The sequence below is a fragment of the Ruegeria sp. AF1 genome, assembly GCF_056542125.1.
In genome coordinates, this window is record NZ_JBQFZG010000016.1 from 16,111 (window position 1) to 39,644 (window position 23,534).

General features: G+C 55.6%; 25 protein-coding genes, 2 tRNA genes and 1 pseudogene. 9 read left to right on the forward strand and 19 right to left on the reverse strand.

Going from position 1 to position 23,534, the window contains the following annotated elements:
* Nucleotides 1–83: 83 nt before the first annotated feature.
* A complete protein-coding gene (locus ACR0BK_RS16950; RefSeq protein WP_480555582.1) occupies nucleotides 84–734 on the reverse strand; it encodes a hypothetical protein in 651 nt (216 codons plus the stop codon).
* Between the two features lie 347 nt (nucleotides 735–1,081).
* Here ACR0BK_RS16950 and ACR0BK_RS16955 point away from each other — a divergent pair, with 347 nt between their 5' ends.
* On the forward strand, nucleotides 1,082–1,399 hold the full coding sequence (locus ACR0BK_RS16955; RefSeq protein ID WP_480555583.1) for a phage tail assembly chaperone: 318 nt from the start codon (nucleotides 1,082–1,084) through the stop codon (nucleotides 1,397–1,399).
* A gap of 35 nt (nucleotides 1,400–1,434) precedes the next feature.
* Nucleotides 1,435–1,830, forward strand: a pseudogene (locus tag ACR0BK_RS16960) (integrase core domain-containing protein); the annotation flags it as partial.
* Nucleotides 1,831–2,115: 285 nt separating this feature from the next.
* Here the strand turns inward: ACR0BK_RS16960 and ACR0BK_RS16965 are convergent.
* Complete coding sequence (locus tag ACR0BK_RS16965; protein WP_480555584.1) at nucleotides 2,116–3,009, reverse strand: OST-HTH/LOTUS domain-containing protein; 894 nt, start codon at nucleotides 3,007–3,009, stop codon at nucleotides 2,116–2,118.
* Nucleotides 3,010–3,406: 397 nt separating this feature from the next.
* Here ACR0BK_RS16965 and ACR0BK_RS16970 point away from each other — a divergent pair, with 397 nt between their 5' ends.
* From ACR0BK_RS16970 to ACR0BK_RS16980, 3 genes are all read left to right on the forward strand, one after another.
* Nucleotides 3,407–6,799, forward strand: a complete 3,393-nt coding sequence (locus ACR0BK_RS16970) for an AAA domain-containing protein (protein ID WP_480555585.1) — start codon at nucleotides 3,407–3,409, stop codon at nucleotides 6,797–6,799.
* 246 nt (nucleotides 6,800–7,045) lie between these two features.
* Nucleotides 7,046–7,597: a deoxynucleoside kinase gene (locus ACR0BK_RS16975; RefSeq protein ID WP_480555587.1), complete on the forward strand. Its 552-nt coding sequence runs from the start codon at nucleotides 7,046–7,048 to the stop codon at nucleotides 7,595–7,597.
* Between the two features lie 3 nt (nucleotides 7,598–7,600).
* The gene (locus ACR0BK_RS16980) at nucleotides 7,601–8,491 is read left to right on the forward strand and encodes a hypothetical protein (RefSeq protein WP_480555588.1); all 891 of its coding nucleotides are present in this window, start codon (nucleotides 7,601–7,603) and stop codon (nucleotides 8,489–8,491) included.
* A 200-nt stretch (nucleotides 8,492–8,691) separates the two neighbouring features.
* Here ACR0BK_RS16980 and ACR0BK_RS16985 read toward each other — a convergent pair whose 3' ends face one another.
* Both ACR0BK_RS16985 and ACR0BK_RS16990 read right to left on the reverse strand, forming a co-directional pair.
* Nucleotides 8,692–9,582 carry a restriction endonuclease gene (locus ACR0BK_RS16985; RefSeq protein WP_480555589.1) on the reverse strand — a complete coding sequence of 297 codons (891 nt, stop codon included), beginning with the start codon at nucleotides 9,580–9,582 and terminating at the stop codon, nucleotides 8,692–8,694.
* Nucleotides 9,583–9,664: 82 nt separating this feature from the next.
* Nucleotides 9,665–10,201: an HNH endonuclease gene (locus ACR0BK_RS16990; RefSeq protein ID WP_480555590.1), complete on the reverse strand. Its 537-nt coding sequence runs from the start codon at nucleotides 10,199–10,201 to the stop codon at nucleotides 9,665–9,667.
* Nucleotides 10,202–10,427: 226 nt separating this feature from the next.
* Between ACR0BK_RS16990 and istA the strand changes: the two genes are divergently transcribed.
* Both istA and istB read left to right on the forward strand, forming a co-directional pair.
* Nucleotides 10,428–11,957: an IS21 family transposase gene (gene istA, locus ACR0BK_RS16995; protein WP_480555591.1), complete on the forward strand. Its 1,530-nt coding sequence runs from the start codon at nucleotides 10,428–10,430 to the stop codon at nucleotides 11,955–11,957.
* A complete protein-coding gene (istB, locus tag ACR0BK_RS17000) occupies nucleotides 11,947–12,738 on the forward strand; it encodes an IS21-like element helper ATPase IstB (RefSeq protein WP_480555592.1) in 792 nt (263 codons plus the stop codon). Before istA ends, istB begins: the two co-directional genes overlap by 11 nt.
* A gap of 726 nt (nucleotides 12,739–13,464) precedes the next feature.
* On the opposite strand, the gene ACR0BK_RS17005 is transcribed toward istB, so the two are convergent.
* The 6 genes from ACR0BK_RS17005 to ACR0BK_RS17030 form a co-directional block, all read right to left on the reverse strand.
* Nucleotides 13,465–13,539: transfer RNA gene (locus tag ACR0BK_RS17005), tRNA-Phe, on the reverse strand.
* A gap of 79 nt (nucleotides 13,540–13,618) precedes the next feature.
* Nucleotides 13,619–13,801, reverse strand: a complete 183-nt coding sequence (locus ACR0BK_RS17010) for a DNA gyrase inhibitor YacG (RefSeq protein ID WP_480555593.1) — start codon at nucleotides 13,799–13,801, stop codon at nucleotides 13,619–13,621.
* Nucleotides 13,798–14,820, reverse strand: a complete 1,023-nt coding sequence (locus tag ACR0BK_RS17015; protein WP_480555594.1) for a ribonuclease E/G — start codon at nucleotides 14,818–14,820, stop codon at nucleotides 13,798–13,800. The genes ACR0BK_RS17010 and ACR0BK_RS17015 overlap by 4 nt, the downstream gene beginning before the upstream one ends.
* The gene (locus tag ACR0BK_RS17020; protein WP_480495053.1) at nucleotides 14,817–15,395 is read right to left on the reverse strand and encodes a Maf family protein; all 579 of its coding nucleotides are present in this window, start codon (nucleotides 15,393–15,395) and stop codon (nucleotides 14,817–14,819) included. Before ACR0BK_RS17020 ends, ACR0BK_RS17015 begins: the two co-directional genes overlap by 4 nt.
* 11 nt (nucleotides 15,396–15,406) lie before the next feature.
* Nucleotides 15,407–15,625, reverse strand: a complete 219-nt coding sequence (gene infA, locus ACR0BK_RS17025; RefSeq protein WP_005978431.1) for a translation initiation factor IF-1 — start codon at nucleotides 15,623–15,625, stop codon at nucleotides 15,407–15,409.
* Between the two features lie 91 nt (nucleotides 15,626–15,716).
* Nucleotides 15,717–16,592, reverse strand: coding sequence for a carbon-nitrogen hydrolase family protein (locus ACR0BK_RS17030; RefSeq protein WP_480555595.1), 876 nt, complete (start codon nucleotides 16,590–16,592; stop codon nucleotides 15,717–15,719).
* 264 nt (nucleotides 16,593–16,856) lie between these two features.
* Between ACR0BK_RS17030 and ACR0BK_RS17035 the strand changes: the two genes are divergently transcribed.
* The gene (locus tag ACR0BK_RS17035) at nucleotides 16,857–17,216 is read left to right on the forward strand and encodes a hypothetical protein (protein ID WP_480555597.1); all 360 of its coding nucleotides are present in this window, start codon (nucleotides 16,857–16,859) and stop codon (nucleotides 17,214–17,216) included.
* Nucleotides 17,217–17,550: 334 nt separating this feature from the next.
* Here the strand turns inward: ACR0BK_RS17035 and ACR0BK_RS17040 are convergent, their stop codons facing one another.
* From ACR0BK_RS17040 to ACR0BK_RS17080, 9 genes are all read right to left on the reverse strand, one after another.
* Nucleotides 17,551–18,144, reverse strand: coding sequence for a GNAT family N-acetyltransferase (locus tag ACR0BK_RS17040; protein ID WP_480555599.1), 594 nt, complete (start codon nucleotides 18,142–18,144; stop codon nucleotides 17,551–17,553).
* Nucleotides 18,137–18,535 (reverse strand): ketosteroid isomerase-related protein, encoded by a 399-nt coding sequence (locus ACR0BK_RS17045; RefSeq protein ID WP_480488382.1) that lies wholly within the window; start codon nucleotides 18,533–18,535, stop codon nucleotides 18,137–18,139. Before ACR0BK_RS17045 ends, ACR0BK_RS17040 begins: the two co-directional genes overlap by 8 nt.
* Complete coding sequence (locus tag ACR0BK_RS17050) at nucleotides 18,532–18,990, reverse strand: arsenate-mycothiol transferase ArsC (protein WP_209505795.1); 459 nt, start codon at nucleotides 18,988–18,990, stop codon at nucleotides 18,532–18,534. Before ACR0BK_RS17050 ends, ACR0BK_RS17045 begins: the two co-directional genes overlap by 4 nt.
* A 3-nt stretch (nucleotides 18,991–18,993) precedes the next feature.
* Entirely contained in the window at nucleotides 18,994–19,473 is a 480-nt protein-coding gene (locus tag ACR0BK_RS17055) for a UPF0262 family protein (RefSeq protein WP_480520976.1), read from the reverse strand.
* A gap of 98 nt (nucleotides 19,474–19,571) precedes the next feature.
* On the reverse strand, nucleotides 19,572–20,873 hold the full coding sequence (gene hisD, locus ACR0BK_RS17060; RefSeq protein ID WP_480555601.1) for a histidinol dehydrogenase: 1,302 nt from the start codon (nucleotides 20,871–20,873) through the stop codon (nucleotides 19,572–19,574).
* A 61-nt stretch (nucleotides 20,874–20,934) separates the two neighbouring features.
* Nucleotides 20,935–21,456 (reverse strand): GNAT family N-acetyltransferase, encoded by a 522-nt coding sequence (locus ACR0BK_RS17065; RefSeq protein WP_480555602.1) that lies wholly within the window; start codon nucleotides 21,454–21,456, stop codon nucleotides 20,935–20,937.
* Nucleotides 21,457–21,933, reverse strand: a complete 477-nt coding sequence (locus ACR0BK_RS17070; protein WP_480555603.1) for a DUF2948 family protein — start codon at nucleotides 21,931–21,933, stop codon at nucleotides 21,457–21,459.
* Entirely contained in the window at nucleotides 21,930–23,198 is a 1,269-nt protein-coding gene (murA, locus tag ACR0BK_RS17075; protein ID WP_480555604.1) for a UDP-N-acetylglucosamine 1-carboxyvinyltransferase, read from the reverse strand. Before murA ends, ACR0BK_RS17070 begins: the two co-directional genes overlap by 4 nt.
* 6 nt (nucleotides 23,199–23,204) lie before the next feature.
* On the reverse strand, nucleotides 23,205–23,360 hold the full coding sequence (locus ACR0BK_RS17080; protein WP_480555605.1) for a hypothetical protein: 156 nt from the start codon (nucleotides 23,358–23,360) through the stop codon (nucleotides 23,205–23,207).
* 83 nt (nucleotides 23,361–23,443) lie between these two features.
* Here ACR0BK_RS17080 and ACR0BK_RS17085 point away from each other — a divergent pair.
* Nucleotides 23,444–23,518 (forward strand) — tRNA-Thr (locus ACR0BK_RS17085).
* Nucleotides 23,519–23,534: the final 16 nt, after the last annotated feature.

The following is a 23,534-nucleotide window of genomic DNA, read 5'->3' on the forward strand; positions in this document are numbered from 1 at the left end:
ACGAGGCGAACCCCCAAAAATGGGTTCGCCAAGATCTTAGGCGAAACACTGACAACGCCGATGAAAAAATTTGCGGTTTGATGCTACAGCTTAATTCGAACGTCTATTTCCAGTTGCTCTGCACGAACACCCATTTCTTCAGCCAGCAGTTTCTTAAAACGGGCCATAACCCCGCTTTGTCGGTCGGTTTCGTCTCTGGGGGTTTTAAATCCTTCTAATACTGCTTCTTCTACTTCAAGATCAGTTTCTATTATTCTTCCCTCGTCTCGCTGCTGTTCAATACTAGTCCTTTCGGCCCAAATAGCTTCATTTTCAAAACCCGACCCAGTAAACCGAACCCCCTCTTCAAACTTAGGATTGAGCCAAATCGGGATATGATCTTGACCGACATTTTTGAGTGCTGTGCGCGCCGCCTGAAATGCTTTTTCAACGGTAGATTTTTCGAACAGGCTGATCACCAGTCTACCTTTGTCGGAGCTGGAGTCATTTACGTGAAGCACTAAGTCGGCTTCATCTAGGACTTTAAATGTGTTGTCTTCATGAACAAAATGTATGCGACCCGTTGTCGTATATTTGACCATGCAAACAGCTTCATTGCCATCTTTTTCAACAAGCAAGCGTGATAGTTTTGGGACGCCAGTTCCCGAAGAAACATCTGTCACACGGTATCCCTTCTGACTTAAAATTCGGACTGCTTCTTCTCTCGCATTTCTTTCATACTTTTTACTACTCATCCGCCATTCTCCTTGTACCTGCAGATAGGTTGGCAGTATAAAGTAAAAAATTCAAGTAGAAAGAAGTATAAAATGTAAGAGGCCAAATTGAGTTGTTGGTTTTTGCCGTCACTTCACTCGGAGACAATCGAGGCGACGGTCAAATATCCTTGGATTTACAGTTTGATAACCACAATTGCCCAAGGTGCCACCATGGACCTTGCCGGTCCGACAAGTATCAAAACGATTAATGTAGGTGCAGCCGAGGAGATCGCGAGATCAATGCGAAACCTCATCGGAGGACACGAATTTTGACAGCGTGTTCTTAGCATCGTCATAGACGGACAAAGACATGGTGAGTTTTAGTGATGACGGACACGCTTGTTCGAGCCCTTGAAGCCCATCTGGACACCAAGACCCCCATCAGGCTGCCTGACGGGGTTCAGATCATCTGGGAGACGTTTCTGGCCCTTAGCCATGCCCGGAGCCACAGCCAGGGCATGCCCAACCCGATCAGCTATCACGAGATCGAGGCTTACACCCGCTTGATGCGCGTTCCGCTGGAACCCCACCACGTGCGCGCCATCACTGATCTGGACGTGGCATGGCTGCGCTGGGTGGCATTGCCTAAGAAACCGCTGCCGGATCTGTCAGTGGCCGCGTTCGACGCGAGAATTGGGGTGTGAGGTTGTAAGTGCCCTCAGCTTCTACACGCTAGAACCTGGCGCTGGTGGCCGACACGTCGCTGTCAGGCTTGCGGGTCACACGGGAACTGGACCGGGTCATTTCCGAGCGCGGGATGCCGGGAACAATCGTTTCGGACAACGGCACTGAATTCACCAGCATGGCCATACTGCGATGGGTGCAAGAGACTGGGATCGACTGGCACTATATCGCGCCCGGCAAACCACAGCAGAACGCCTTCGTCGAAAGCTTCAACGGCAAGCTTCGAGATGAATGTCTGAACGAAACGCTCTTCGGCTCACTGGCCGAGGCCCGTAACACGCTGGAAGAATGGCAGGAGGACTACAACACCCACAGACCACATTCGGCGCTCGGAAACCTGACGCCCAGAGAATTTGCTGAGAAAAGAACGATGGACAAACTGGCCGCGTAAGGCCATCAAATCGAACCCAAGGACTCTCCGCGAAGTGGAGGTAACTTGGGGCTCAGGTCACCAATGATACCCCCAATCTGTAAAGGACAGTATTCGGTTTCGCGAACCATTCTTGCTGAGACCTTCCAATTACGAATTTTGCCGTCCAGGTGTTGGACGTGACTGGATCAGGCCTGCTGAACCCGCATAACTCATTATGATTGCATTACTAATTCTCGTGTCGATCTTGGACGGTGCTGGACGATGCAAGAGAACGTTTGACGTACATCCCCTACTAATCCCCTACTAACTGACAGGACTTCCGGGCACCGATTGCTCATGGTGGCGCTCCACCTTTTTCCGGTAGCATGCAGTGCGCCGCCCACCTCTCTCCAAGTATCGAAGTTCAAAAATGCGGGCCTCATGTACTACCTGGCGCCAACTGGCGTATCCATACCTCTCAGGTACTTGGTCAGGGTATCGCGCGGCAACCCATCCGCCTGCCTCTGACACGGTTGCCCATCCATCGAGAGCTAACTCGCCGGCTGCCTCTTGTAAAGCGCGCAGGATACCTGTGTTGGCCAAGCGAACGGTCTCATCTGGTGAGTTCCCAGTGACCACAAAGTCGCGAAACTGCTCAGATTGGACGAACTGTGCCATCAGGCCGTGCAGCTTCCGCATGTCGTCAGCCCATGTCCGAAGTTCATTGAAGCGATGATCGATCTTGTTGAAGGCATCAACCAAGGCATCGCAACCAAGACGGCATCCGTCCAAGCTCTCGAGGTCGTACTGATCAATGAAGTGATGGACCAAGTCGTTCCGAAGGAGCACCAACTCTCTCAGACCGTTTTTTGTATGCTCGAAATCGGCGTCCGATAAGGCAATTTGAGTCCCTATGCTTATTGAATTGGTATCCCCGAAGGAGTCGGCCGCTGGGTTCAAGGGTGGGTCGGTCTGGTTGGCGACGACATATGATCCGAGTAGATCTCCTACCAAGGTTCCAAGCGTCTTGCGGGCGGAATCGGCCATGCGTGCAGCCTGCATACTCTCTAATTCATGAATTGGTCCTGAGATTTTCTGTTGGGCGATGAGGGCCTTGATCAGACGTTCATACTGTTGAAGTCGAAGCAGACATCGACCCAACAAACGTTGGACTTCATTCTGAAGATCCTGCAATTCGTCGTTAGACAATGCCGTCATGTTGTAACCCGATTACCTATCCATTTAAGTCAATCATATGTGGGCGCGATAGGCTATTCCGTGTGTTGTATCACGGGTGACTTGATCGCTTCCAGCGCCAGCAAACCCGGCAGACCCCACCCCATGCACGGTTTTTTGTGGATGCAAGCCGCAGGCGCTCACCCGGTCCACCGTCTCTCGCTCGCTTACGTGGAGTTTAGGAAGGATTTCCTGGCGATGAAGCGAAACCGCAGGACCTCCGCCCTGGCTAAGTCCACGCCGGCACGCCATAATCTCTGCAAAACAATGCGCTAGCATTTCAATTCAGACTAAGTATTCGAATCGCCGGCCTGTCTGTGCCGTCGGCTCGTCTCCCCGATCACTCAACCGCACAAGCCCGCGGCGACGATAGCGAATTATGGACAAAGACGTAGAGAAAATCCTTGAGTATTGGCGTGTTTCGCTGGCCGACAGTGCCTTGGGCGACGGCAAGTTCACCCAAAGAGACCGAAAACGGTTCATCGAGGTATCCGGTGAGACGGTTCGCTCAGGGAAACTTCCAGACGCAATGCTCGAAAGAGTATTTGGTGGACAGAAGTCGGCGAAGAGCGTTGCCGTACGATTTTGGCCGCTCGTGATGGCTCGAAAGTCTTCTCACGGAGCGGCCCGCGTCGATGGCTTACCTGAGATCGTCGCGCCAGTTGTGACGGAAGCAACAGTCGAGCGCGACGGGCACATCACACCGTTGCGCAACGCTCTAGCACGAGATGTCTTGTCACCCCTTCCATCCGGCGAATTTTCAATCGGTAGCGTCGAAGATCTTGATGATTTTCTAACCGAAACGCCCCTGCCGGACATGATCGTCGAAGGCGCATGGCAGGAATACCTGGGTCATTGTCGCAAGATGGTCGATGCTGTCGCAGAGGGCTGGCCGAATGGTGATGAAGACTACCAGTCAATGGGCTTTGGTTTTCTCGAGTTAGCCGAAGATGCCAGTGCCACGATCCGCAACATTGTGGATCTCTACGACAAGTTGCTGAGTGAAAAGCCAGACGTGTCGCTACTGAGACAAGTTGCTGCGCCTCGCAAAATGACATCCACTGCTGACCCCAAAGTAGAGTGTGAATTCAGTCGCCGCTTAGGCCATTCCAACCCAAACTTCCCTTTATCAGAGCATCAGCGCCAGGTTTTGGCTTACCTCGACGTGTCGTATCCTGGAGAAGTCATTGCGGTGAACGGCCCGCCGGGCACCGGCAAGACGACAATGCTGCTATCGGCGGTGGCAAGTCTTTGGATCAAAGCAGCACTCAAGGGTGAAGAACCGCCAATCATCGTTGCCGCATCCACCAACAACCAGGCAGTCACGAACATAATTGATGCTTTTGGGAAAGACTTCGCTAAGGGCGACGGACCGTTCGCCGGGCGTTGGCTTCCCGATATCGGGAGCTTCGGAATCTTCCTTCCGTCGCATTCTCGTAAGTTGGAAGCAGCGAAGAAATATCAAACAGAGGACTTTCAGTCTGCATGCGAGAGCGTTGACTATTTCTCACTGGCCAAGGAGAAGTACCTTCAAGCGGCGCAGATCGCTTTTCCTGCTCTGTCGGAAGCCCGCGTCGAGCTCGTAGTGGAAGCCATTCAGAGTGAAATGGCAAAAGAGGCTAAGAAGCTCTCCCAACTAGATCAGGCCTCCAAAACCCTGGCAAAGGCTCAAGAGGCGGTAAAGACAACCCTCGGCGAGAGCCCTGCTGAAGCGGAAGAGGCGCTAACCAAGGCGGCTGACGAGGCGCAGCAGAACCGAGAACGGGTTAAGGCCGCAAAAACCGCCCTGGAAGCACACCTTGCGGCGGAGTCTACATTCTCAGCACTTTTCGGCTTTCTACCAGCCATCAAGAAGAAACGGGCGCTGTCGGCCCAAAACGCAATCCAGGAATTCATGCCGGACGCCGATGGGTTCAACCGCGTTACAGATGTGGAAGCGCATGTCGCTAAAAGCCTGCAGTCTGTCGAGCTGTTGGCGAAGCAGGCTGAAAAGGACCTAGAAGAGGCTCGTCGTCTTCGTTCCTCGCTGGCGGACGCTGAGAGCCAATGGGATCGCGCGAAAAGTGCTGTTGCCGATGCAGTGGAAGACCTGGAGAGCGCCGCTGATCTTATCATTCGCTTCAAACTCTTTCTGCTGGCGACCCACTATTGGGAAGGACGTTGGTTGCTGGCTATGGAGGAAGACCTCGCGGGCATAACAGGTTCATCAAACAAGAAGGGTAAGGCGACACTAGTTCCGCGCTGGCAAAGACGCATGATGCTTACGCCTTGCGCCGTTGCCACGTTCGCCAGTTTGCCGGGAAAACTGACATACAGTCGCAAGACTGGGGGCAAATGGGCGAAAGAGTACCTGTACGACTTCATTGATCTATTGATTGTGGATGAGGCTGGACAAGTCTTGCCGGAAGTTGCCGGAGCGAGTTTTTCTCTGGCGAAGCGAGCTCTCGTAATTGGTGACACCCAGCAGATTGAGCCCATCTCGTCTGTGCCGAAACCAGTTGATATCGGGAACCTCCGAGAGGTTGGCCTTCTGCAAAAAGATGACGATTGGAGTGCGTTGTCGGAAAGAGGTATTTGCACCACAACCGGAAGCGCCATGCGGGTTGCACAAGAAGCCTGCCTCGTCTCACCGTATGCTGAACTTGAAAAGGGGCTGTATCTTTTCGAACACCGTCGCTGCTTTGACGAGATCATCGGGTACAGCAACGCACTTTGCTACAAGGGGAAACTACGTCCACTTCGAGGCCCAGTCCCAGCTGACGCAAAGCTACCAGGACTGGGATACTTGCATGTCGATGGGCGGGCAATTCGCCTGGGAAGTAGTCGCGCAAATCTGTTGGAGGCTCGGACGATTGCTGCGTGGCTGGATGCCAACAGATCGGAGTTGGAGAGTCGCTATCGGGCGCGCCTGGAGCAAATCGTTGGCGTTGTGACGCCATTCGGTCGGCAGGTGCGTGAAATCAGGACTGCGTGTGCGAACAGAGGTATCTCGGTTGACTTGCGCGACGGCATGACGATCGGCACGGTCCATTCACTACAGGGTGCAGAGAGACCGGTGGTTATCTTCTCGCCGGTCTATTCGAAACATGCGGATGGAAATTTCATCGACGCATCGGCCAGCATGCTCAACGTTACCGTATCCCGCGCCAAAGACAGTTGTCTTGTTTTCGGTGACATGGACGTTCTGACTACCGCCCCTCCGGGATCACCTCGTTCGATGCTTGGTGATTTCCTGTTCAGCTCAACGGAAAACGCACTTGAGTTCGAAACGGAGCCTAGGAGCGATCTTCAGGATGATAGCGGCGAGCTCCAGATGCTTCGCGATGCTGCTGAGCACGATGCTTTCCTTATCGATGCTCTAGCAGGCAATGGGCGCCGATACTCGATCGTTAGCCCCTGGATCATTGCGCGTACCATGGAGAACGTCGGCTTCCTGACTGCCTTTGAGAAGGCGATCGGTCGGGGTGCGAGCATAGATGTATTCTCAGATCCACTTCTGAACGCCAATGTGGCGAGTGACGGTCAAACCCAGATGTCGTTGGCAAAAGACACGCTCACCAAGATTGGCGTGCGTCTCCACGAAGTGCCTCGGTTGCACAGCAAGATCGTAGCCGTCGACGACGATCTATTGGCGATTGGATCGTACAACTGGCTTAGCGCAGATCGACACGGCAAGTACGCGCGGCATGAGACTTCGTTTGTTTATCGAGGCCAGCATTTGGAGTCAGAGATCAAAACTATTTTTCAGAGCCTTGGCGGACGAGAGAAGTAGCTGCAACGGTCCGATAGGGTCCATTATGTTAAACAGAATTTTCCTTGAGTAAGACCCGAGTGCGTCAAGAGGCAAACGCTTTCGTAGTCGAAAAAAGACTACAACATGGGGCCTCCAAGGTTTCCCTGGCAAGTCGGTCCCTCAGTATAGGTAATTAGAATCCGCCAGCGCCCTATTCGCTAAACTCTTGGTTGAATTTTCTCTCAAAGACAGCCATCCATCGAGAGCAACCGAATGGAGAATTGCATGATCGTATGGATATCTGGACCAACTGGTTCAGGCAAAAGTACAATAGTTGAGAAGTTGCAGGAAAAAGGTTGGGAAGTCGTTAGAGAAGAAATCAAACCATCGACTATGCAGGATTTTACAAAAAATCCAGTTCAAAATTGCGCAAAACTCCAATCTGAGATCATGCACTCAAGACATAGTCAGTGGTCCAACGGTTCGCTGACGGGGATGGTCGCGTTTGATCGAAGTATCCAGGAGGACCACGCCGTGTTTTGTAGGTTACACTACGAAAAAGGCTATCTTTCTGAAGACGAATTCTCGGAATTATCTGATGTCGCAATCAAGCTCCAACAGGCCATCCCGAACCCGGACCTAATTGTTTTTCTATCCGCAGAAATTGAAGTGTTGCATGAACGCCTTGTGCGTTTGGGGCACCCCAAAGCCATACGTGAAACACTTCAGCGACAAAGCGAGCTGTACGAAGAGTGGTTAACCAAGCAGACTGCTGATGTTCTTCGTATTGACAACTCGCGCTGCTCGAAATCTGTCGCAAACATTCTTTGGAGTTAGTATATGCTTAGTAAATTACAGAAAGACATTTTGTTCTGGATTTTCTGCATTCTAACAGTGTTTTTGGGTCTTTCTGAGGTGCACTTAATATACAAGTTATCAGTGAATGAGATAACTTGGGGGAAGTCGATAGCATTTTTATTGAATTCTGGTTTGCTTGCTGGGTCGGGAACAATATTCAAGAAGCTGTTGGCTCAGAATTTCGTGGACAAAGAAGTTCTTCCTATGAGGCGCCTTCATTCACTTATCTCCATGCGGCGAAGTATCGTTGATGCCGCTAAGCGCAATGGCCTCGACGAAGAAACAGTGCGCAAAGACTTGGTGACGAACACGTTGAGGTTTGCAGAATTGACCCTAAACGGATGGATACCGGGCACTCACTTTGAGTTGTGCGTATTTATCGACGCAGATCAGCCGGTAATGTTCTCATATTTTGATAGCAAGCACGATGAATCCGCGCGAAGCATGAAAGAACGCAGCAGGAACCCATATTTTTACATCGAAAAATCATACGAAGTTAGCAAGATGCTGCAGTCTCCGTCATCAGAGCCAAGAATAATCGAAAACACAGCAGATGAAAAAAAGTCATATAAATTTGTTACCGAGCAGCAGCAAAGGCAGCTTAAGTCTACGGCAATTTTTGCTATCGACATCAATTTTCCGAGCGCCTTAGTTCTTTCAAGCAACGCTCCAAATGCAATTCTTGAGACTAATGATGAATTGCTGTCATTTCTAAGGTTTGTGGTTGAGCAAATCCGATTTGACCTAAGCGAAAACAATTTCCTTGAAAACTTTCGTGAAAATTGCTCGGGTTATTTTTCTTCAGAGTTGCCGATTGCGTTTGGAGGTGAAGCTAAATTCGAAGGTGTCAAAGTACAAGCGCCCTTATGTTAGATTGGCATGTAGTGCTGTTTGGTTACCCCGTCGCACCGGCGCTAAGGGTAGCGCCAAACCCGGCAAACCATGCAAACCCTGGCAACCCATCCCCCTCGACGGGTTTCTACGCAAAGGCCCGTTAAGCTGCTCCGGGTTCGACGTCTTTGGCGAGCAACTGCAGAAATCTATGCAAGATGGAAATGCTCCAGCGGGAATAATCAGTCTTCTAGGAAAAAGTCTTCGTCGACACGATGAAGTTCGAAAATCTTGCGGGTTCTAACGCCAACACCGGATTCAATCATCAGCTCTACCAGGCGTTGCCCATCAATGGTAATCACGCGAGCATTCACTGTTCTGAGGTATTCCAGTGCTCCGGGTGAGAAACGCGAAGTTGTGACAAAGACGCCCTTGTGTGCAGAAACACCAGCCAGAGTGCCGACGAACGCTTGCAACTCTGGACGCCCCACCGTGTTGTCCGGCGCATACCGTTTGGCTTGAATATATACGACATCTAGACCGAGTCTGTCTTGGTGGATGATACCGTCGATGCCACCATCACCAACTTTGCCCATTACTTCAGCCAATGAGTCAGGGCGCCCGTAACCCATCCCAGATAAGAGCTTCACTACGAGGTTTTCAAAGAACGCGGGTGAATTCTGGAGAATCCGTTCCAATACCTGTTCTTTGAGTTCGGCTTCTACTTCTTCGTAGGCTGCTCCGATTAACTCTTCCGGGCTTCGTTCGCTGTCTGGTGTTACCGATGTCTTGATTTCGCTACCATTGCCTTTTCGCGTTCCTTTTCGGTTCAAGAACTCAATGAAGGCTGGAATTTTCTTCAGATAGGCGAGATTCAACTTTTCCAGGTCGTTTTTTAGAACGGACCTGCCTTCGTCAGTAATGATAAAATGGGCTCGGCGGGGTCGTTTGATCAGGTCCGCTTGAACCAGATAGGTCAGCGCCCACTGCACTCTGCTTGAAATCAGCGTCTCTGAACCTGAGGGAATTTTTTCTGCGCGCTCTAGATCAGTCAGATTAAGCTCATCGGACACGATTGCTATGGCATCGCGCACCCTTCGTTCTTCGGCGGCGAGGCGAAGTACAGTCGGCATTAGCTGTTCATAGCTTGGAACTGGCAAAGATATCTGTCCCCAATTTTTTGTGTTTTTTGATGCTTAGCACTCTTCCAACGGATTAACCAAGACGAGGGCGCGGAATGCTGATCTTTGTGCCATCAATCTCGAATTCAAAGCTCAAGTACGTTATTTCGACTTCAACGCCGCCATAGTGCATTTGCCGGTGATGATTGGCACAAACAGTCATAATGTTTGACGCGTCCAAGGAGCCGATTTGCAATCTGGATACCGGCATAACGTGATGCGCTTCTACATATGGGTCGCCGTTCGGCTTCCGAAATCCAAGCGGTTCATCTCCCAAAGCCTCGCAAACTTGACACCTGTATCCGTTGGCTTTCTTCACACTCGCGCCAACCGTACCGCGTTCGATGTACCGACTTGTTCTTTCTTTTACCTCGGGTGCCCCATTCAGATACCGCTTCTCAAGATCCGGAACATCCGTGTTGAGGTCATCTTTGGGCACGGACACATCATCGATATCAACTCCATCGGTTCTTAGGAGATCAGCGATTTTATGGAAATCTTCGGGTGAGATTGGAAACGACCTGGCCTGAAAACCGTCCAGGATCAGCTTTGAAATTTCCGGCGCATGCATACGCAGTTCATCTATTTTCAAAGGGGAGTGTGGGTAGGTTTCGAGATACCGGATTCTGACCGTTGGCCGACCAAATTCTGGTTCCTCGCCCTTCGCCCAAAAATTTGCATCGGCACCGGCAGCTGTTGATTTCCGCTGAGAAGTGACCCGGTATTTTCACCGAGATTTGACCCATGTGAACAACTTGCCCCGACGGTTTCGTTTGGGGAGATTTGGAGTGATCGACATGGGATTTTTGAGTGTCATACGACGTTGGGCATTGCGTGACAAAATGCCAATTCGCGAGATTTCACGGCGCACTGGGCTGTCTCGCAATACCATCAAAAAGTATCTGCGTGAGGGCGCAGTAGAGCCGAAATTCAAGACCCCCGCACGACCGAGCAAGCTGGATCCCTATGCGGATCGTTTGTCGGCTTGGCTGCTGGTGCAAACGCGTAAATCACGCAAGGAGCGTCGCACTGTAAAGCAGATGCATGCTGATCTGGTGAAGCTGGGCTATAAGGGTTCCTATGGGCGTGTCGCCGCTTTTGCCCGTACCTGGCGCGCGGATCGGCACTGGGCGGAGCAGACGACGGGTCGCGGCACATTCGTGCCCTTGGTGTTCCAGCCAGGCGAAGCGTTCCAGTTCGATTGGAGCGAAGATTGGGCCAATATCGGCGGCGAACGGACCAAACTGCAGGTCGCTCATGTCAAGTTGTCTCACAGTCGGGCGTTCCTGGTGCGGGCCTATCCGCTGCAAACCCACGAGATGCTGTTTGACGCCCATTGGCATGCGTTCCGTGTCTTCGGCGGCGTTCCTGGTCGCGGGATTTACGATAACATGAAGACGGCGGTGGATCGTGTTGGTCGAGGCAAACAGCGGGACGTCAATGCCCGCTTCAAGGCCATGGCCAGCCACTACGTCTTTGAGCCTGAGTTCTGTAACCCGGCAGCCGGATGGGAGAAAGGACAGGTCGAGAAGAACGTACAGGATGCGCGTAACCGCCTGTGGCAGGTCATGCCGGTCTTCAGCGATCTGAACGAGCTGAACCAGTGGCTGGAAGATCGCTGTATTGCCCTTTGGGCCGAGACAAAGCACCGGGACCTGCCCGGCACGATTGCTGATGCCTGGGAAACAGAGAAGCCGATGCTGATGGTGCTGCCCCCGGCTTTCGATGGGTTTGTCGAACACAGTAAACGGGTATCGCCAACATGCCTCGTGACCTTTGAACGCAATAGATACAGCGTTCCCGCCAGCTTTGCGAACCGCCGCGTCAGTTTGCATGTCTATCCGGATCGACTGGTCGTGGTTGCCGAAGGCCAAACCGTTTGCACCCATGACCGCGTCATAGAGCGCTCGCACCATAAACCCGGAAAGGTCATCTATGATTGGCGCCACTATCTGGCAGTGATCCAGCGCAAACCCGGGGCCCTGCGCAACGGCGCGCCGTTCACGGAGATGCCCGAAGCCTTCCGCCGTCTGCAGGATCACATGCTGCGCAAAGAGGGCGGTGACCGAGAGATGGTCGATATCTTGTCCTTGGTTCTGCATCACGACGAAGACGCCGTTCTATGCGCCGTGAAACTGGCGCTGGAAGCCGGGGTGCCCACCAAGACGCACATCCTGAACCTGCTTCACAGGCTGATCGACCGCAAGCAAACTGACCATCCCGAGGTCGATCCGCCAGACGCCCTGGCCTTGGAAACGGCACCAAAAGCCAACGTTGATCGCTATGACAACCTGAGACAGGCCGGGGAGAAGCGCCATGCGTCATGATCCTGCAGGAGCCTCGATTGTGATTATGCTACGGAGTCTGAAACTGCATGGGATGGCGCAAGCCGTTGATGATCTGGTCGCCCAGGGCGCACCAGCGTTCGAGGCTGCAACCCCGATGTTGTCCCAACTGCTCAAAGCCGAGATTGCAGAGCGAGAAGTGCGCTCAATCGCATACCACACAAAGGTTGCGCGCTTCCCGTCCTACAAAGACCTCGCAGGCTTTGACTTCAAGTCCAGCGAGATCAACGAAGCCACTGTCCGTCAGTTGCACCGCGGCGAGTTCATGGAAAATGCGGAAAACGTCGTCCTGATCGGTGGACCCGGGACGGGCAAAAGCCACATCGCCACGGCCATCGGCGTTCAGGCCATCGAGCACCACAGATGCAAAGTGCGCTTCTACTCGACCGTGGAACTCGTCAACGCGCTGGAGCAGGAAAAGGCGCTCGGAAAAGCCGGCAAAATAGCCGAGATGCTGACCAAAATCGACTTGGTCATCCTCGACGAACTGGGCTACCTCCCGTTCAGTTCATCAGGCGGCGCGCTTTTGTTCCACCTCTTGAGCAAGCTCTACGAGCGCACCAGCGTGGTCATCACCACCAACCTCAGCTTCTCCGAATGGGCCCAGGTCTTCGGCGATGCAAAGATGACAACGGCCCTTCTCGACCGGCTCACACACAGATGCCACATCCTAGAAACCGGCAACGACAGCTACCGCTTCAAAGCCAGCTCCGAAGCCGCAAAGAAAACAAGAAAGGAGACGCCAACATTGACCACCAAATAAGCGCTGATACATAGACTAGGGTGGGTCAAATCTCGGTGAAAATACCGGGTCACTTCTCGGCGGAAATCAACACTCGAGGGGCGTCAACCGACGGACCTGACCCTCGAACGGATCATCCGAAAACCGATGTCCTTCGACTGGGATGCCCAGGCAAAGGCGTACGGGTTCACGGGTGGCGCACGGCATCCCTGATCTAGGCATGGCGTTCCCTGTTCTTTCGCAAAAGTTCCCTGATAATCGCGAAAATGTTCCCTGTTATTTTCCGCAGGGAATTCTTGCGCAACCCACTGATAACAAGTGATGATTCAGGTGCTAAAATCAGCCCAAAGGCTCAAATCTGAAGTATTTCCCTGTTAATTCCCTGTTAGCAGGGAATTTTGGCTCTAACCGAAGCGCGTGATGGTGCCTACGGAGACACTAAGCAGAAATCGCGCTAGCTCACTGGATTACGGTCGTCTCTCTGGCAGATGGCATAGCCCAAGCGCCCGGAAAAACGGGAGAAAACAGGGAAAGAAAGACTGTGCTGACAGAGATAGGGGTGGGTGGCGGAGACGAGGGGATTCGAACCCTCGAAACGGTTTCCTGCCTACTCCCTCAGCAAGGAATGGACTGCGAAACCGAATTAAGAATTGCGAGCACCATGGTCGCATAGGTGGATATTTAGGTGGTTATAATTCGTCTTTGATTCGAATTTTACATAAAAATCTGCATGTTAAGGCAATTAAATGGTGCCCGGGGGCGGAATCGAACCACCGACACGAGGATTTTCAATCCACTGCTCTACCCCTGAGCTACCCGGGCACGGGAACGACGTTTGTCGTTGGGTGGAGGCGTTCTATGACTTGCTACCGGCAGTGTCCAGAGGCTTTTTTACATTTTTTCAGTGCGGTCGTATTGTATTGTGTTCGTCCGTATCTCCCTCGGTCTCAGGGTCGTCTTCGCGCTGAGACGGGACCGCGTAAGAGCCATTCAGCCACTTGGCCAGATCAATGTCTGCGCAGCGTTTCGAACAGAACGGGCGGAACTTCTTTTGCGTTTCTTCTCCGCAGATCGGGCAGCTCATTTCAGGATCTCAGCGACAGGTAACCGGCTGCGTTTGCGCTGCAACTCGAAATGACCCAGAGGTGTCCACCCCGCCAATATCGTCTCGTCCGGATCCGACTTGAAGGCGGCACGCAGGACGGATTCGAACCCTCGGCGGTCTTTCTTGGGCATTGGGGCCAGATCCAGTGTGATCTGCCCTGCCAGCCCACGCACACGCAACGCACGTGGCAAAGTTTTGGCACAAGCGAAGTTGGCTTTTGTTCCTGCCGCCAGCGACGTATCCGCGCCTGTGTTCACATCTACGGCCACTAATGCGCGGGTCGGTTCGATAAAAAGGTATCCGCCTCCGGGTAGAGGTTCGGAGATGCCACGGGCAACATCCAGCGCATCCAGCACACCATGGGTTTCAAAACTGCCGGTTTTAGTCACAACCTCGGCAGGATCGGTCCAGTCGCGCCATGCGAGGATATGCGGGCTGTCACCTTCGCTGAGCAGTTCGACGTCGGACCCCTCGTCGTTCATCACTTGTTCAGCTTGCGCAAGCATGGCCGAAATGTCGTCGGCAATGTCACCGGCATCCGCATCCATGCAGCAGGAGCGGAGGATCAACCCGTAGGGGCTGTCGCCCATTTGTTCATGCGCGATTTCAAGCAGTTGATCCCGCCTGTCTTCATCCTTGATGCTGCGCGAGATGTTCAGGCCCGGCGCGTCGGGCGTGACAATGGCAAAGCGACTTTTGAACAGGATACGGTTGGTTACAGGGATGGCCTTGCCGGGCTCGGCATATCCGCCAACCTGCACCAAAAGCGTGGCACCCGGCGCTAACCCTTTGACTTGTCGCAGAAAAGCTGGGCCGTCGGGTGTAATCAGGAACATGCCGCCCTGCCCTTTGACCGGTCGATCGGCACGGGCGCGATAGATGGTGCCGGGCGCGGGTGCGTCGGTGGCGATCAGGAGATCATCAAGCTTTCCGTCGACCATCAATGCCGCGGCTTCGCGGTCTTGGATATGGTCCAGAACGATGGTTCGACCCTTCATGATGCCTCGCTATATAGTGGGTAGCCGATCCCTTGCAGCAAGGCGGCGGTCTCGGACAGGGGCAGCCCCACGATGCCAGTGAACGAGCCCGAAATCCATGGGATGAATGCGCCAGCAGGGCCTTGGATCGCATAGGCCCCGGCTTTGCCCTGCCAATCACCGGTCGCTAGGTAGGCGTTGATTTCAACGTCCGACAGGCGTTTGACCTTGACCTGCGAGACGACATCACGTTGCAGGATGCGATTCCCGCGCCGAACGGCGACCGAAGTGATCACCCGGTGACGACGACCGGACAAAGCGTACAGGAACTCTGCGGCCTGACCCTCATCCTCGGGCTTGCCCAGAATACGCCGCCCCAGTGCAACAGTCGTGTCCGCGCAAAGCGTGATGTCGTCGCTATCCGATTGAACTGCCTTTACTTTTTCTCGTGTAATGCGGCTGCAATACGGAACAGGAAGCTCACCCTTCAGCGGTGTTTCGTCGATGTCAGGGGGGCGGATGGCGTCGGGCTGCACGCCAAGCTGCGCCAGCAGGTCCAGCCGCCTTGGGCTGCCCGATCCCAGGATAAACGCCATCTCGGCAGACGTTATTTGAAGCGGTAGTTGATCCGACCCTTGGTCAGATCATAGGGGGTCATCTCGACCTGAACCTTGTCGCCGGCCAGAACACGGATGCGGTTCTTGCGCATCTTTCCTGCCGTATGTGCGATGATTTCATGGCCGTTTTCCAGCTCGACCCGAAACGTCGCATTAGGCAGGAGTTCCTTCACGACACCGGGAAATTCGAGCGTATCTTCCTTGGCCATGTTGTCTCCATCATTAGGTTGCGCCCGCAGAATCTGCGGGGATGTGCGCTTAAATGAGCCTATTTTTCCCTTATTTCAAGGGCGGATTCATCTAAAGGGTGGATAATGTGACCGTTTCGACTCGGGCGTCCTGCTCTGACCAATGGGTCCGGTTCAGCACGTGGCCATCGGCGCGAACCTCTGCGATGGCGGACAGGTCGACATCCGCATAGGTCCAGCCGGGCTGGTTCAGAGCGCCCTCGGCCAGCACTCCGGTGGCCGGAAACCCCTTGTCCGGCGGGCCGAAAACGCCGCCCATGCCGGTATTCATGTCCACAGCTTCGGACCATCCGTTAGCTCCGACCAGCGATGACATGACCGTAACGCATTGATTTTCCAATGCTCTTGACATCGATCCAATGCGAACACGCCAATACCCTGACAGCGCTTCGGTGCAGGACGGTACAAGGATCATATCCGCGTCGCTGAGTGCGCGGCCCAGCAAGGGAAACTCGCTGTCATAGCAGATCAGAACACCGATTTTGCCCAGCGCGGTATCGAACAGCTTGAGCGGACCACCCGGCGCAATGTCCCAATCCTCGCGTTCAAAGCGGGTCATGATCTGCTTGTCCTGATGGTCGCGGCCACCGTCCGGGGCGTAGAACGCGGCGCGGTTCACCGGGCGACCGGACCCATCCACAACCGGGGCCGATGCACCCAGAATGTACGTTTTGTACGCGCTTGCGAGGCGCGAGTGCAAATTTTGTACATCCTCGAACCGGTCGGAAACCGCGCGGATCGAACGTTCAAGATCACCCGCCACCTCGGCACCATCAAGCGTCGACACCTCCATCGCGCCGTATTCGGGGAACACCAGCAGCCCGGCCCCCTGCCCGGCAGCCTCGGCAACCCAGCGGTCCAGCTTGTCCTCGTACTGCGCCCAGCTGTCGAGCCAGTCGAGATTATACGCTGCGGTTGCGACTTTCATTGATGGGGTCCCCTGAGCCGATGTGTCGAAGCACTAAACCGTGAGAGCCGCCGCGTGTACAGATCAATCTGGTGGTGACGGGGTGAAGGGGGGTGGAAGAGCCCCGAGCCGACATTGCCGATCTATTAATCGCTGCATTTGCATTCGTCAGGTTACGTATGTAGGAATTACTAGACTGGGCAAACTGTAGGTACGATTTTCAAACAACTTGTTAGAACCGAAGCGACTGTAGCGATTTTTTCAAACGATTGAATAGGGAAGACCATGAGCGAAGCAATCTGGGCATTGATAGGCGTCATCGTAGGTGGAGCATTGACAGGAGCAGTGGAGCTTTTTCTACAAAGGCGACAGTTCGTACATGAAATTGGGATGCTAAAGCTGCAGCGGCAAGGGGCCGAAGTGGCAAAAGATATCCTTACTGAAATGTTGAACCACCAGACACATATAGACCGATCATTCGCCGCGCTAAGAAGACCGATAGGTGGTTTTTCCGACGATGAGGTGAGGCAAATGTTACATGATGTTGACGCTCGAAGAGTCGAGCGCGAAGATGGGTCGGAGTGGTGGTATCTTAGGTCTCGTTCGGAAGAACGCAACGAACGACGCAAAGCTAATGCTGGATAATCAAACAGTTGAAATCGCATTCCAATATAGGGCTGAAGCGTCCCAACAGAGGGCTTTTGCACATACATTGCTTGGTCATAGAACATGAGCCTTGTTAGTTTGGTCAAACCCTTGATTGATCTTTTGCGTTCACCCAAAAACTGAACTAGTTCAGCTTCAGTCAGCGGAACGGTATCGTACTGTTAGCTTTGCTACCCCGGATCGGTCATCGAAAAGTCAGATCATAGCGCGTAACCGATTTTGATGCAGCTGCAGCGAATGGCAGCTTTGCTGGCCTCCATTCACTTCCGGCAACACACAGAAAAACCCTGCTGCGCCGCCCCCAACCCGGACCCTACAAATCCCTGATCCAGAACTGCAACGGCTTCAGCGTTTCTCCCTCTTCCCCGATATCCTTCCACGAGAATTGGGCGATTGCGCCGGGTAAGGGCTTGTATCCGCGGGCGCGCCAGAAGGTATCCAGTGGGCGGTAGTGGTCGGGGCGCAGGGGGTGGTCGGTGGGGCGTTGCACGCTGCAAAAGGCGCATTTGGCAAAGCCCAGATCGCGGGCGTGCCCCTCGCGCGTGTCGAAGAATTTGTGGCCGACGCCCTGCCCGCGATAGTCGGGCAGCAGGACGGATTCAGCGCAATAGAAGATCTGCGACAGGTCCAGCCCGGTGTCTGCGAAGGCCGCGGCGAAATCGTCGGCGTGGTCGGTCAGGGGTGCGCCGGTCGAGGCGCCGATCAGGCGGTCGCCGTCGAAGGCGCCGACCACGATGGCCTTGTCGCTGTCGCGGTAGGATTGCAAGTATTTGCGTTCGTATTCCAGATCGCCGTCATAGAGGTAGGGCCAGGCGTGAAACACCCTGATCCGCAGGCGGGCGACATCGTCCAGAGCGGCCCCGAGTGCCGCTCCGGTCAGGGGGCGGACGTCGGTGACGTCAGCCATTCGAGACCTGTTTGGTCCAGTCTGCAAGGTTATAGAAGGTGGTGACGCGGGTGATCTTGCCGTCCCTGAGATCAAAGAACGACCCGGCAGGCAGGCGATAGGTCTGGCCGTGCGCGTCGGGCAGGCCCTCGTCGGTTTCCAGATAGGTGCCGTTGACGATGAACTCGGCCGCGGCGCGGGTGCCGCCTTGGGCTTCGAACACGACAATGTCGGTCAGGTTTTCGCGGTAGCAGCGGTTCATATGGGCGCAAAAGGCCGCGAACTTGTCCTTGCCGACGCGAATCTGACCTTCGTTCACGTGATGGGCCACGTCATCGGACAGGCAGGCCAGCATGCCATCGACGTCACCGGCGTTGAAGGCATCGAAATAGGTTTTGACGGTCTGGTTCATGTCCCCTCCGTTGGTTCGCCCCAGCGGTCTTTCAGATGCTGAATGATCTGGTCGCGGGTCTGTCGGTAGTGATGTAGCTTTTGTTCGCGGGTCTCGCCCATCCCGGTAGGGTCCATTATTGGCCAATAATCGACATCGAGGTGAAAAACACGGGTCAGTTCCAGCGCCTGACGCTGGCTGGCGGGTGAAAGCGCCACAACCAGATCGAACGAGCTGAGGTCATCGCCCCATTCCTGCATCTCGTCGAAGGAGCGCGACCGGTGGCGGGACAGTTCCACGCCCACCTCGTGGCAGACCGCGATGCTGAAGCCGTCGATTTCCAGATCGTTATGCACACCGGCGGACTGAACATAGGTGCCGGTGCCATAGAATTTCTTCATCAGCCCCTCGGCCATCGGGGACCGAACCGCGTTGTGGTCGCAACAGAACAGGACCGACTGCGGCAGAGGCTTCACGCGTCAGCCCCCAAAATGCAGAACGCAGATCAGCGTGAACAGGCGGCGGGCGGTGTCGGTGTCGACATCTGCCTTGCCTTCCAGCCGTTCCTGCAAAACACGGCTGCCTTCGTTGTGGATACCCCGGCGGGCCATGTCGATGGTTTCGATCTGGCTGGGTGGCAGCGATTTCACCGCGTCAAAATAGCTTTCGCAGATCTGGAAGTAATCCTTGACCACTTGCCGGAAGGGGCCGAGCGACAGGTGAAACTCGGCCGCTTTTTCGTTGGCCTCGGTTTCAATGTCGAAGACAAGCCGTTTGTCGCGGATCGAAAGCTGGAGGTGATAGGGGCCCTCGGGCACAACGCGGTCGTCGCGTTTGGGCAGCGAGAAGCTGTTTTCTTCCAGCAGATCATAGATGGCGACCTTGCGCTCCTGCTCGATCTCGGGCGTTGGCGGCGGCAGATTTCTATCATCCAGTTCGATATGCGAGATGCGGGTCATCTTTACAGTCACATTCCTTGCGTCAGCACAGACCTATAACAATGATATTCGGCGAGCAACGCACAGAAACGCCATATGCGCCCGGTCTTTGCGTCATTTCAGCCATTCAGGCGGTTCAGGCGCGCGGTGACCGAGAGGCCATGCGCCTCGAGGCTTTCCGAGCGCGCCAGCTGTTCGGCGGCAGGACCGATGGCACGCAGGGCTTCGGGGGTCATCTGGCTGAGCGTGGTGCGCTTGAGGAAGTCCATCACGCTGAGGCCAGACGAAAACCGTGCTGAGCGGGCGGTGGGCAACACGTGGTTGGGACCGCCGACGTAGTCGCCGATGGCTTCGGGTGTGTACTGACCCAGAAAGATGGCTCCGGCGTGGATGGTTTTTTCGCTCAGCGCGCGCGGGTCGGCCACGCAAAGTTCCAGATGTTCCGGAGCAATGCGGTTGGACAGGGCTGCGGCCTCGTCCAGGTTGCGCACGGTGATCACCGCGCCGTAGTCACGCCAGCTGGCCCCGGCGATGGCGCGGCGTTGCAGGGTTTCCAGCCGTTTTTCGACCGCCTGCGCGACAGATTGGCCGAATGCGGCATCGTCGGTGATCAGGATCGACTGCGCGCTTTCGTCATGCTCGGCCTGGCTGAGCAGGTCCAGCGCAATCCAGTCGGGGTCATTGTCCTTGTCGGCGATGACCAGAATTTCCGAGGGGCCCGCGATCATGTCGATGCCGACCTTGCCAAAGACGCGCCGCTTGGCGGCGGCGACAAAGGCGTTGCCCGGCCCGGTGATCTTGTCGACCGGCGCGATGGTGTCGGTACCATAGGCCAGCGCCGCCACGGCCTGCGCGCCGCCGATGCGATAAACCTCATCCACACCAGACAGTTTTGCTGCCAGCAGCACCAGCGGGTTCACCTGTCCGTCCGGGGTGGGCACCACGATGGCCAGCCGTTCCACACCGGCCACCTTGGCTGGGATCGCGTTCATCAGCACCGATGACGGGTACGAGGCCAGCCCACCCGGCACGTAAAGCCCTGCGGCCGAAACAGCAGACCAGCGCCAGCCGAGTGTTGCGCCCGTCGCATCCGTCCATTCCTGATCCTCGGGCATCTGCCTTTCGTGGTAGGCCCGGATGCGGGAAGCGGCCAGTTCCAGCGCCGTGCGATCTTCGTCCGAGACCTGCGCCACCGCATCCGCGATGTCCTGTGCGCTGAAGGCCAGTGTTTCGGGTGTCAGCGTCAGCCGGTCGAATTTGGCTGTCAGTTCGATCACCGCCGCATCGCCCCGGTTGCGCACATCGTCGATGATCTGCGCCACGACCACATCCACATCCGGGCTGTCCTCGCGCTTGGCCGAGAGCAGGGTCCGGAAGGCGGGTTCGAATTCGGGTGATGTGGTATCAAGGAAAACGGGCATGATCTGGCACTCCGGGCGTTGCGCATTGGGACATATCGCCCGGAGCGCGCGGCCTCAACCCTCAGTCCCCAAAGTGCAGCGATTTGCGCATCGGGTATTGCGGAATGCCGTGCCAGTCACCGGGCCGGCCTGCCGGTTGCCATCCCTGTTTCAGATAGAACGCGTGCGCCGTTTGGGTGGCATCCAGATGCGCCTCGGCACAGCCGCACACAGTCAGTTGCCGTTCCAGCCGGTTGAGCAGCGCACGCCCCACGCCCTGCCTCGTATGATCCGGATCGACATAGAGCAAAGTGACCGTCCCAGTTTCCAACAGCCCCCCGACGGCGGCCACCTGCCCCCGGTGTTCGGCCAGCCAGATCTGCGATCCGGGCCTGAACCAGCCCCGTATGGTGGCCGGGTCCTTGTTATCGGTCCACCGCCTTTGATGGTCCGGGTCATTCTTGTGATCGGCCGCGCAAAGCTGCGTGATCGAGCGGATCAGAACCCGGCTGAGGTCGAACACGTCGAACACGGTGGCCGGACGCAGGGAGATCCCTTCGGGCACCTTTGAAAACGCCTGAGAAATCCCGCGCTTGTTCTGCATCTATTCGGGGTGATGCGGGGCCTGACGGGATGGGGCCTGATAGGGGCGCGTGACGTCCTTGAGGGTGGCATCCAGCGCCTCGACCGTCAGGCGGATCGCGCCGTCACCGGCCAGCGTCAGCAGGACATGGCCCGCGCCATCCTCGCCGGGTTCGAAAACAACTGACATCAGCGACATGACCATGTCGGCGTCACCGCGATCAATGCCCTGACTGGACACCGAGAGAACCGAACCGAAGACCAGCACCGACTGCACCCGTTCAAACGGGCGGTCGCGGCGGGCGGCGGCATCCTTGTCTTCCCAGCGGAAGCGGTTCAGCAGCAGGCCAAAGCGGCGCTGCGCCGGTTGCCACTTCATCTCGGTCACAGGAAACACGGCATCCTGCGCGAGGGTCGAGATTACCTGAAGGTCATCTGCATCCTCGGCCCCAAGATTTAGCGGCGCCTCGCGCCCGTCTTCAAAACTTGCGTCTGTCATTGACCCTTGATCCGTTCAATCTTTGCACCTACGCCTTCCAGCTTGCGCACCACATGTTCATATCCGCGGTCCAGATGATAGACCCGGCTGACCGTTGTTTCGCCTTCTGCCGCCAATCCGGCAAGGATCAGCGAGACCGAAGCCCGCAGATCCGTCGCCATCACCGGCGCCCCTTTCAGGCGTTCAACACCGGCGACCGTAGCGGTGCCGCCATGCACCTCGATATGCGCGCCCATGCGCACCAGTTCGGGGGCGTGCATGAAGCGGTTTTCGAAAATGCGTTCTTCGAGAACCGAGGTGCCCTCAGCCGTGCACATCAGCGCCATCATCTGCGCTTGCAGGTCGGTCGGGAAGCCGGGGAAAGGTTCGGTCACCACATCCACCGCGCGCACGCGCCCGTTTTTGCGCGCCACTTTCAGACCGCCTTCGGTTTCTGAAACGCTGACGCCTGCCGCATCCAGTTTGGCCGCAAAGGATTCGACCAGTGACATGCGCCCGCCCAGCAGTTCCACCTCGCCGCCACAAATCGCCGGGGCCAGCATATAAGTGCCCAACTCGATCCGGTCGGTGACAACCTGATGTGTGGCCCCGTGCAGCCGGTCGACGCCCTGAATTTCGATGGTCGAGCTGCCTTCACCAGAGATCTGGGCACCCATCTTGCGCAGGCATTCAACCAGATCGACGATCTCGGGTTCGCGCGCGGCGTTCTTGAGCACCGTGGTGCCCTTGGCCAGCGTGGCGGCCATGACGATGTTTTCTGTTGCTCCGACAGAGGCAAAGCGCATCTGATGCACGGCCCCTTTCAGACCACCCGGAGCCTTGGCGTGCAGATAGCCGTCCTTCAGCTCGATCTCGGCGCCCAGCGCCTCGAGCCCTTCGACATGCAGGTCCATCGGACGGGCTCCGATCGCACAACCGCCCGGCAGTGACACGACCGCCTGCCCGAACCGCGCCAGCAAGGGACCCAGCACAAGGTTGGACGCACGCATCTTGCGCACGATGTCATAATCGGCGGTCTGACTGGTCAGGCTGTGACTGGACATTGCAATCACCTGACCGTCCTGCAGCGACGACACCTCGGCCCCCAGCGATTGCAGCAGCGCGGTCATGGTCTTGATGTCGCTCAGCCGCGGCGCATTGGTCAGCGTCAGCGGTTCTTCGCTTAGCAATGTTGCGGGCATCAGCGTCAGGCACGCATTCTTGGCCCCCGCAATCGGTATCTGACCGTTCAGCGGGCCATTGCCCGTTACCAAAATCGAATCCATCTGCTCTTATCCCTTGTCCTTGTCAGGCTTGTCCCCCGCGGTCGCGCGCGCCTTGGCCTGCGCCTTGCGACGCGCCATGTTGGCCTTAAGCGCCGCCTTCAGCCGCGCCTCGCGCGCATCGCCGGATTTACCTTGTTTTTTGGGTGAATTTTTTTCCGTCATGATCTTTCTCTACAGGAGGCGAAAAAAACCGTCCAGACACCCTTGCGCCGCGTTTCGTTTGAGTCTAATCACCCGCCCACAGCGCTGCTGTAGCTCAGAGGTAGAGCACTCCCTTGGTAAGGGAGAGGTCGAGAGTTCAATTCTCTCCAGCAGCACCATATCCCTTAAAAATTC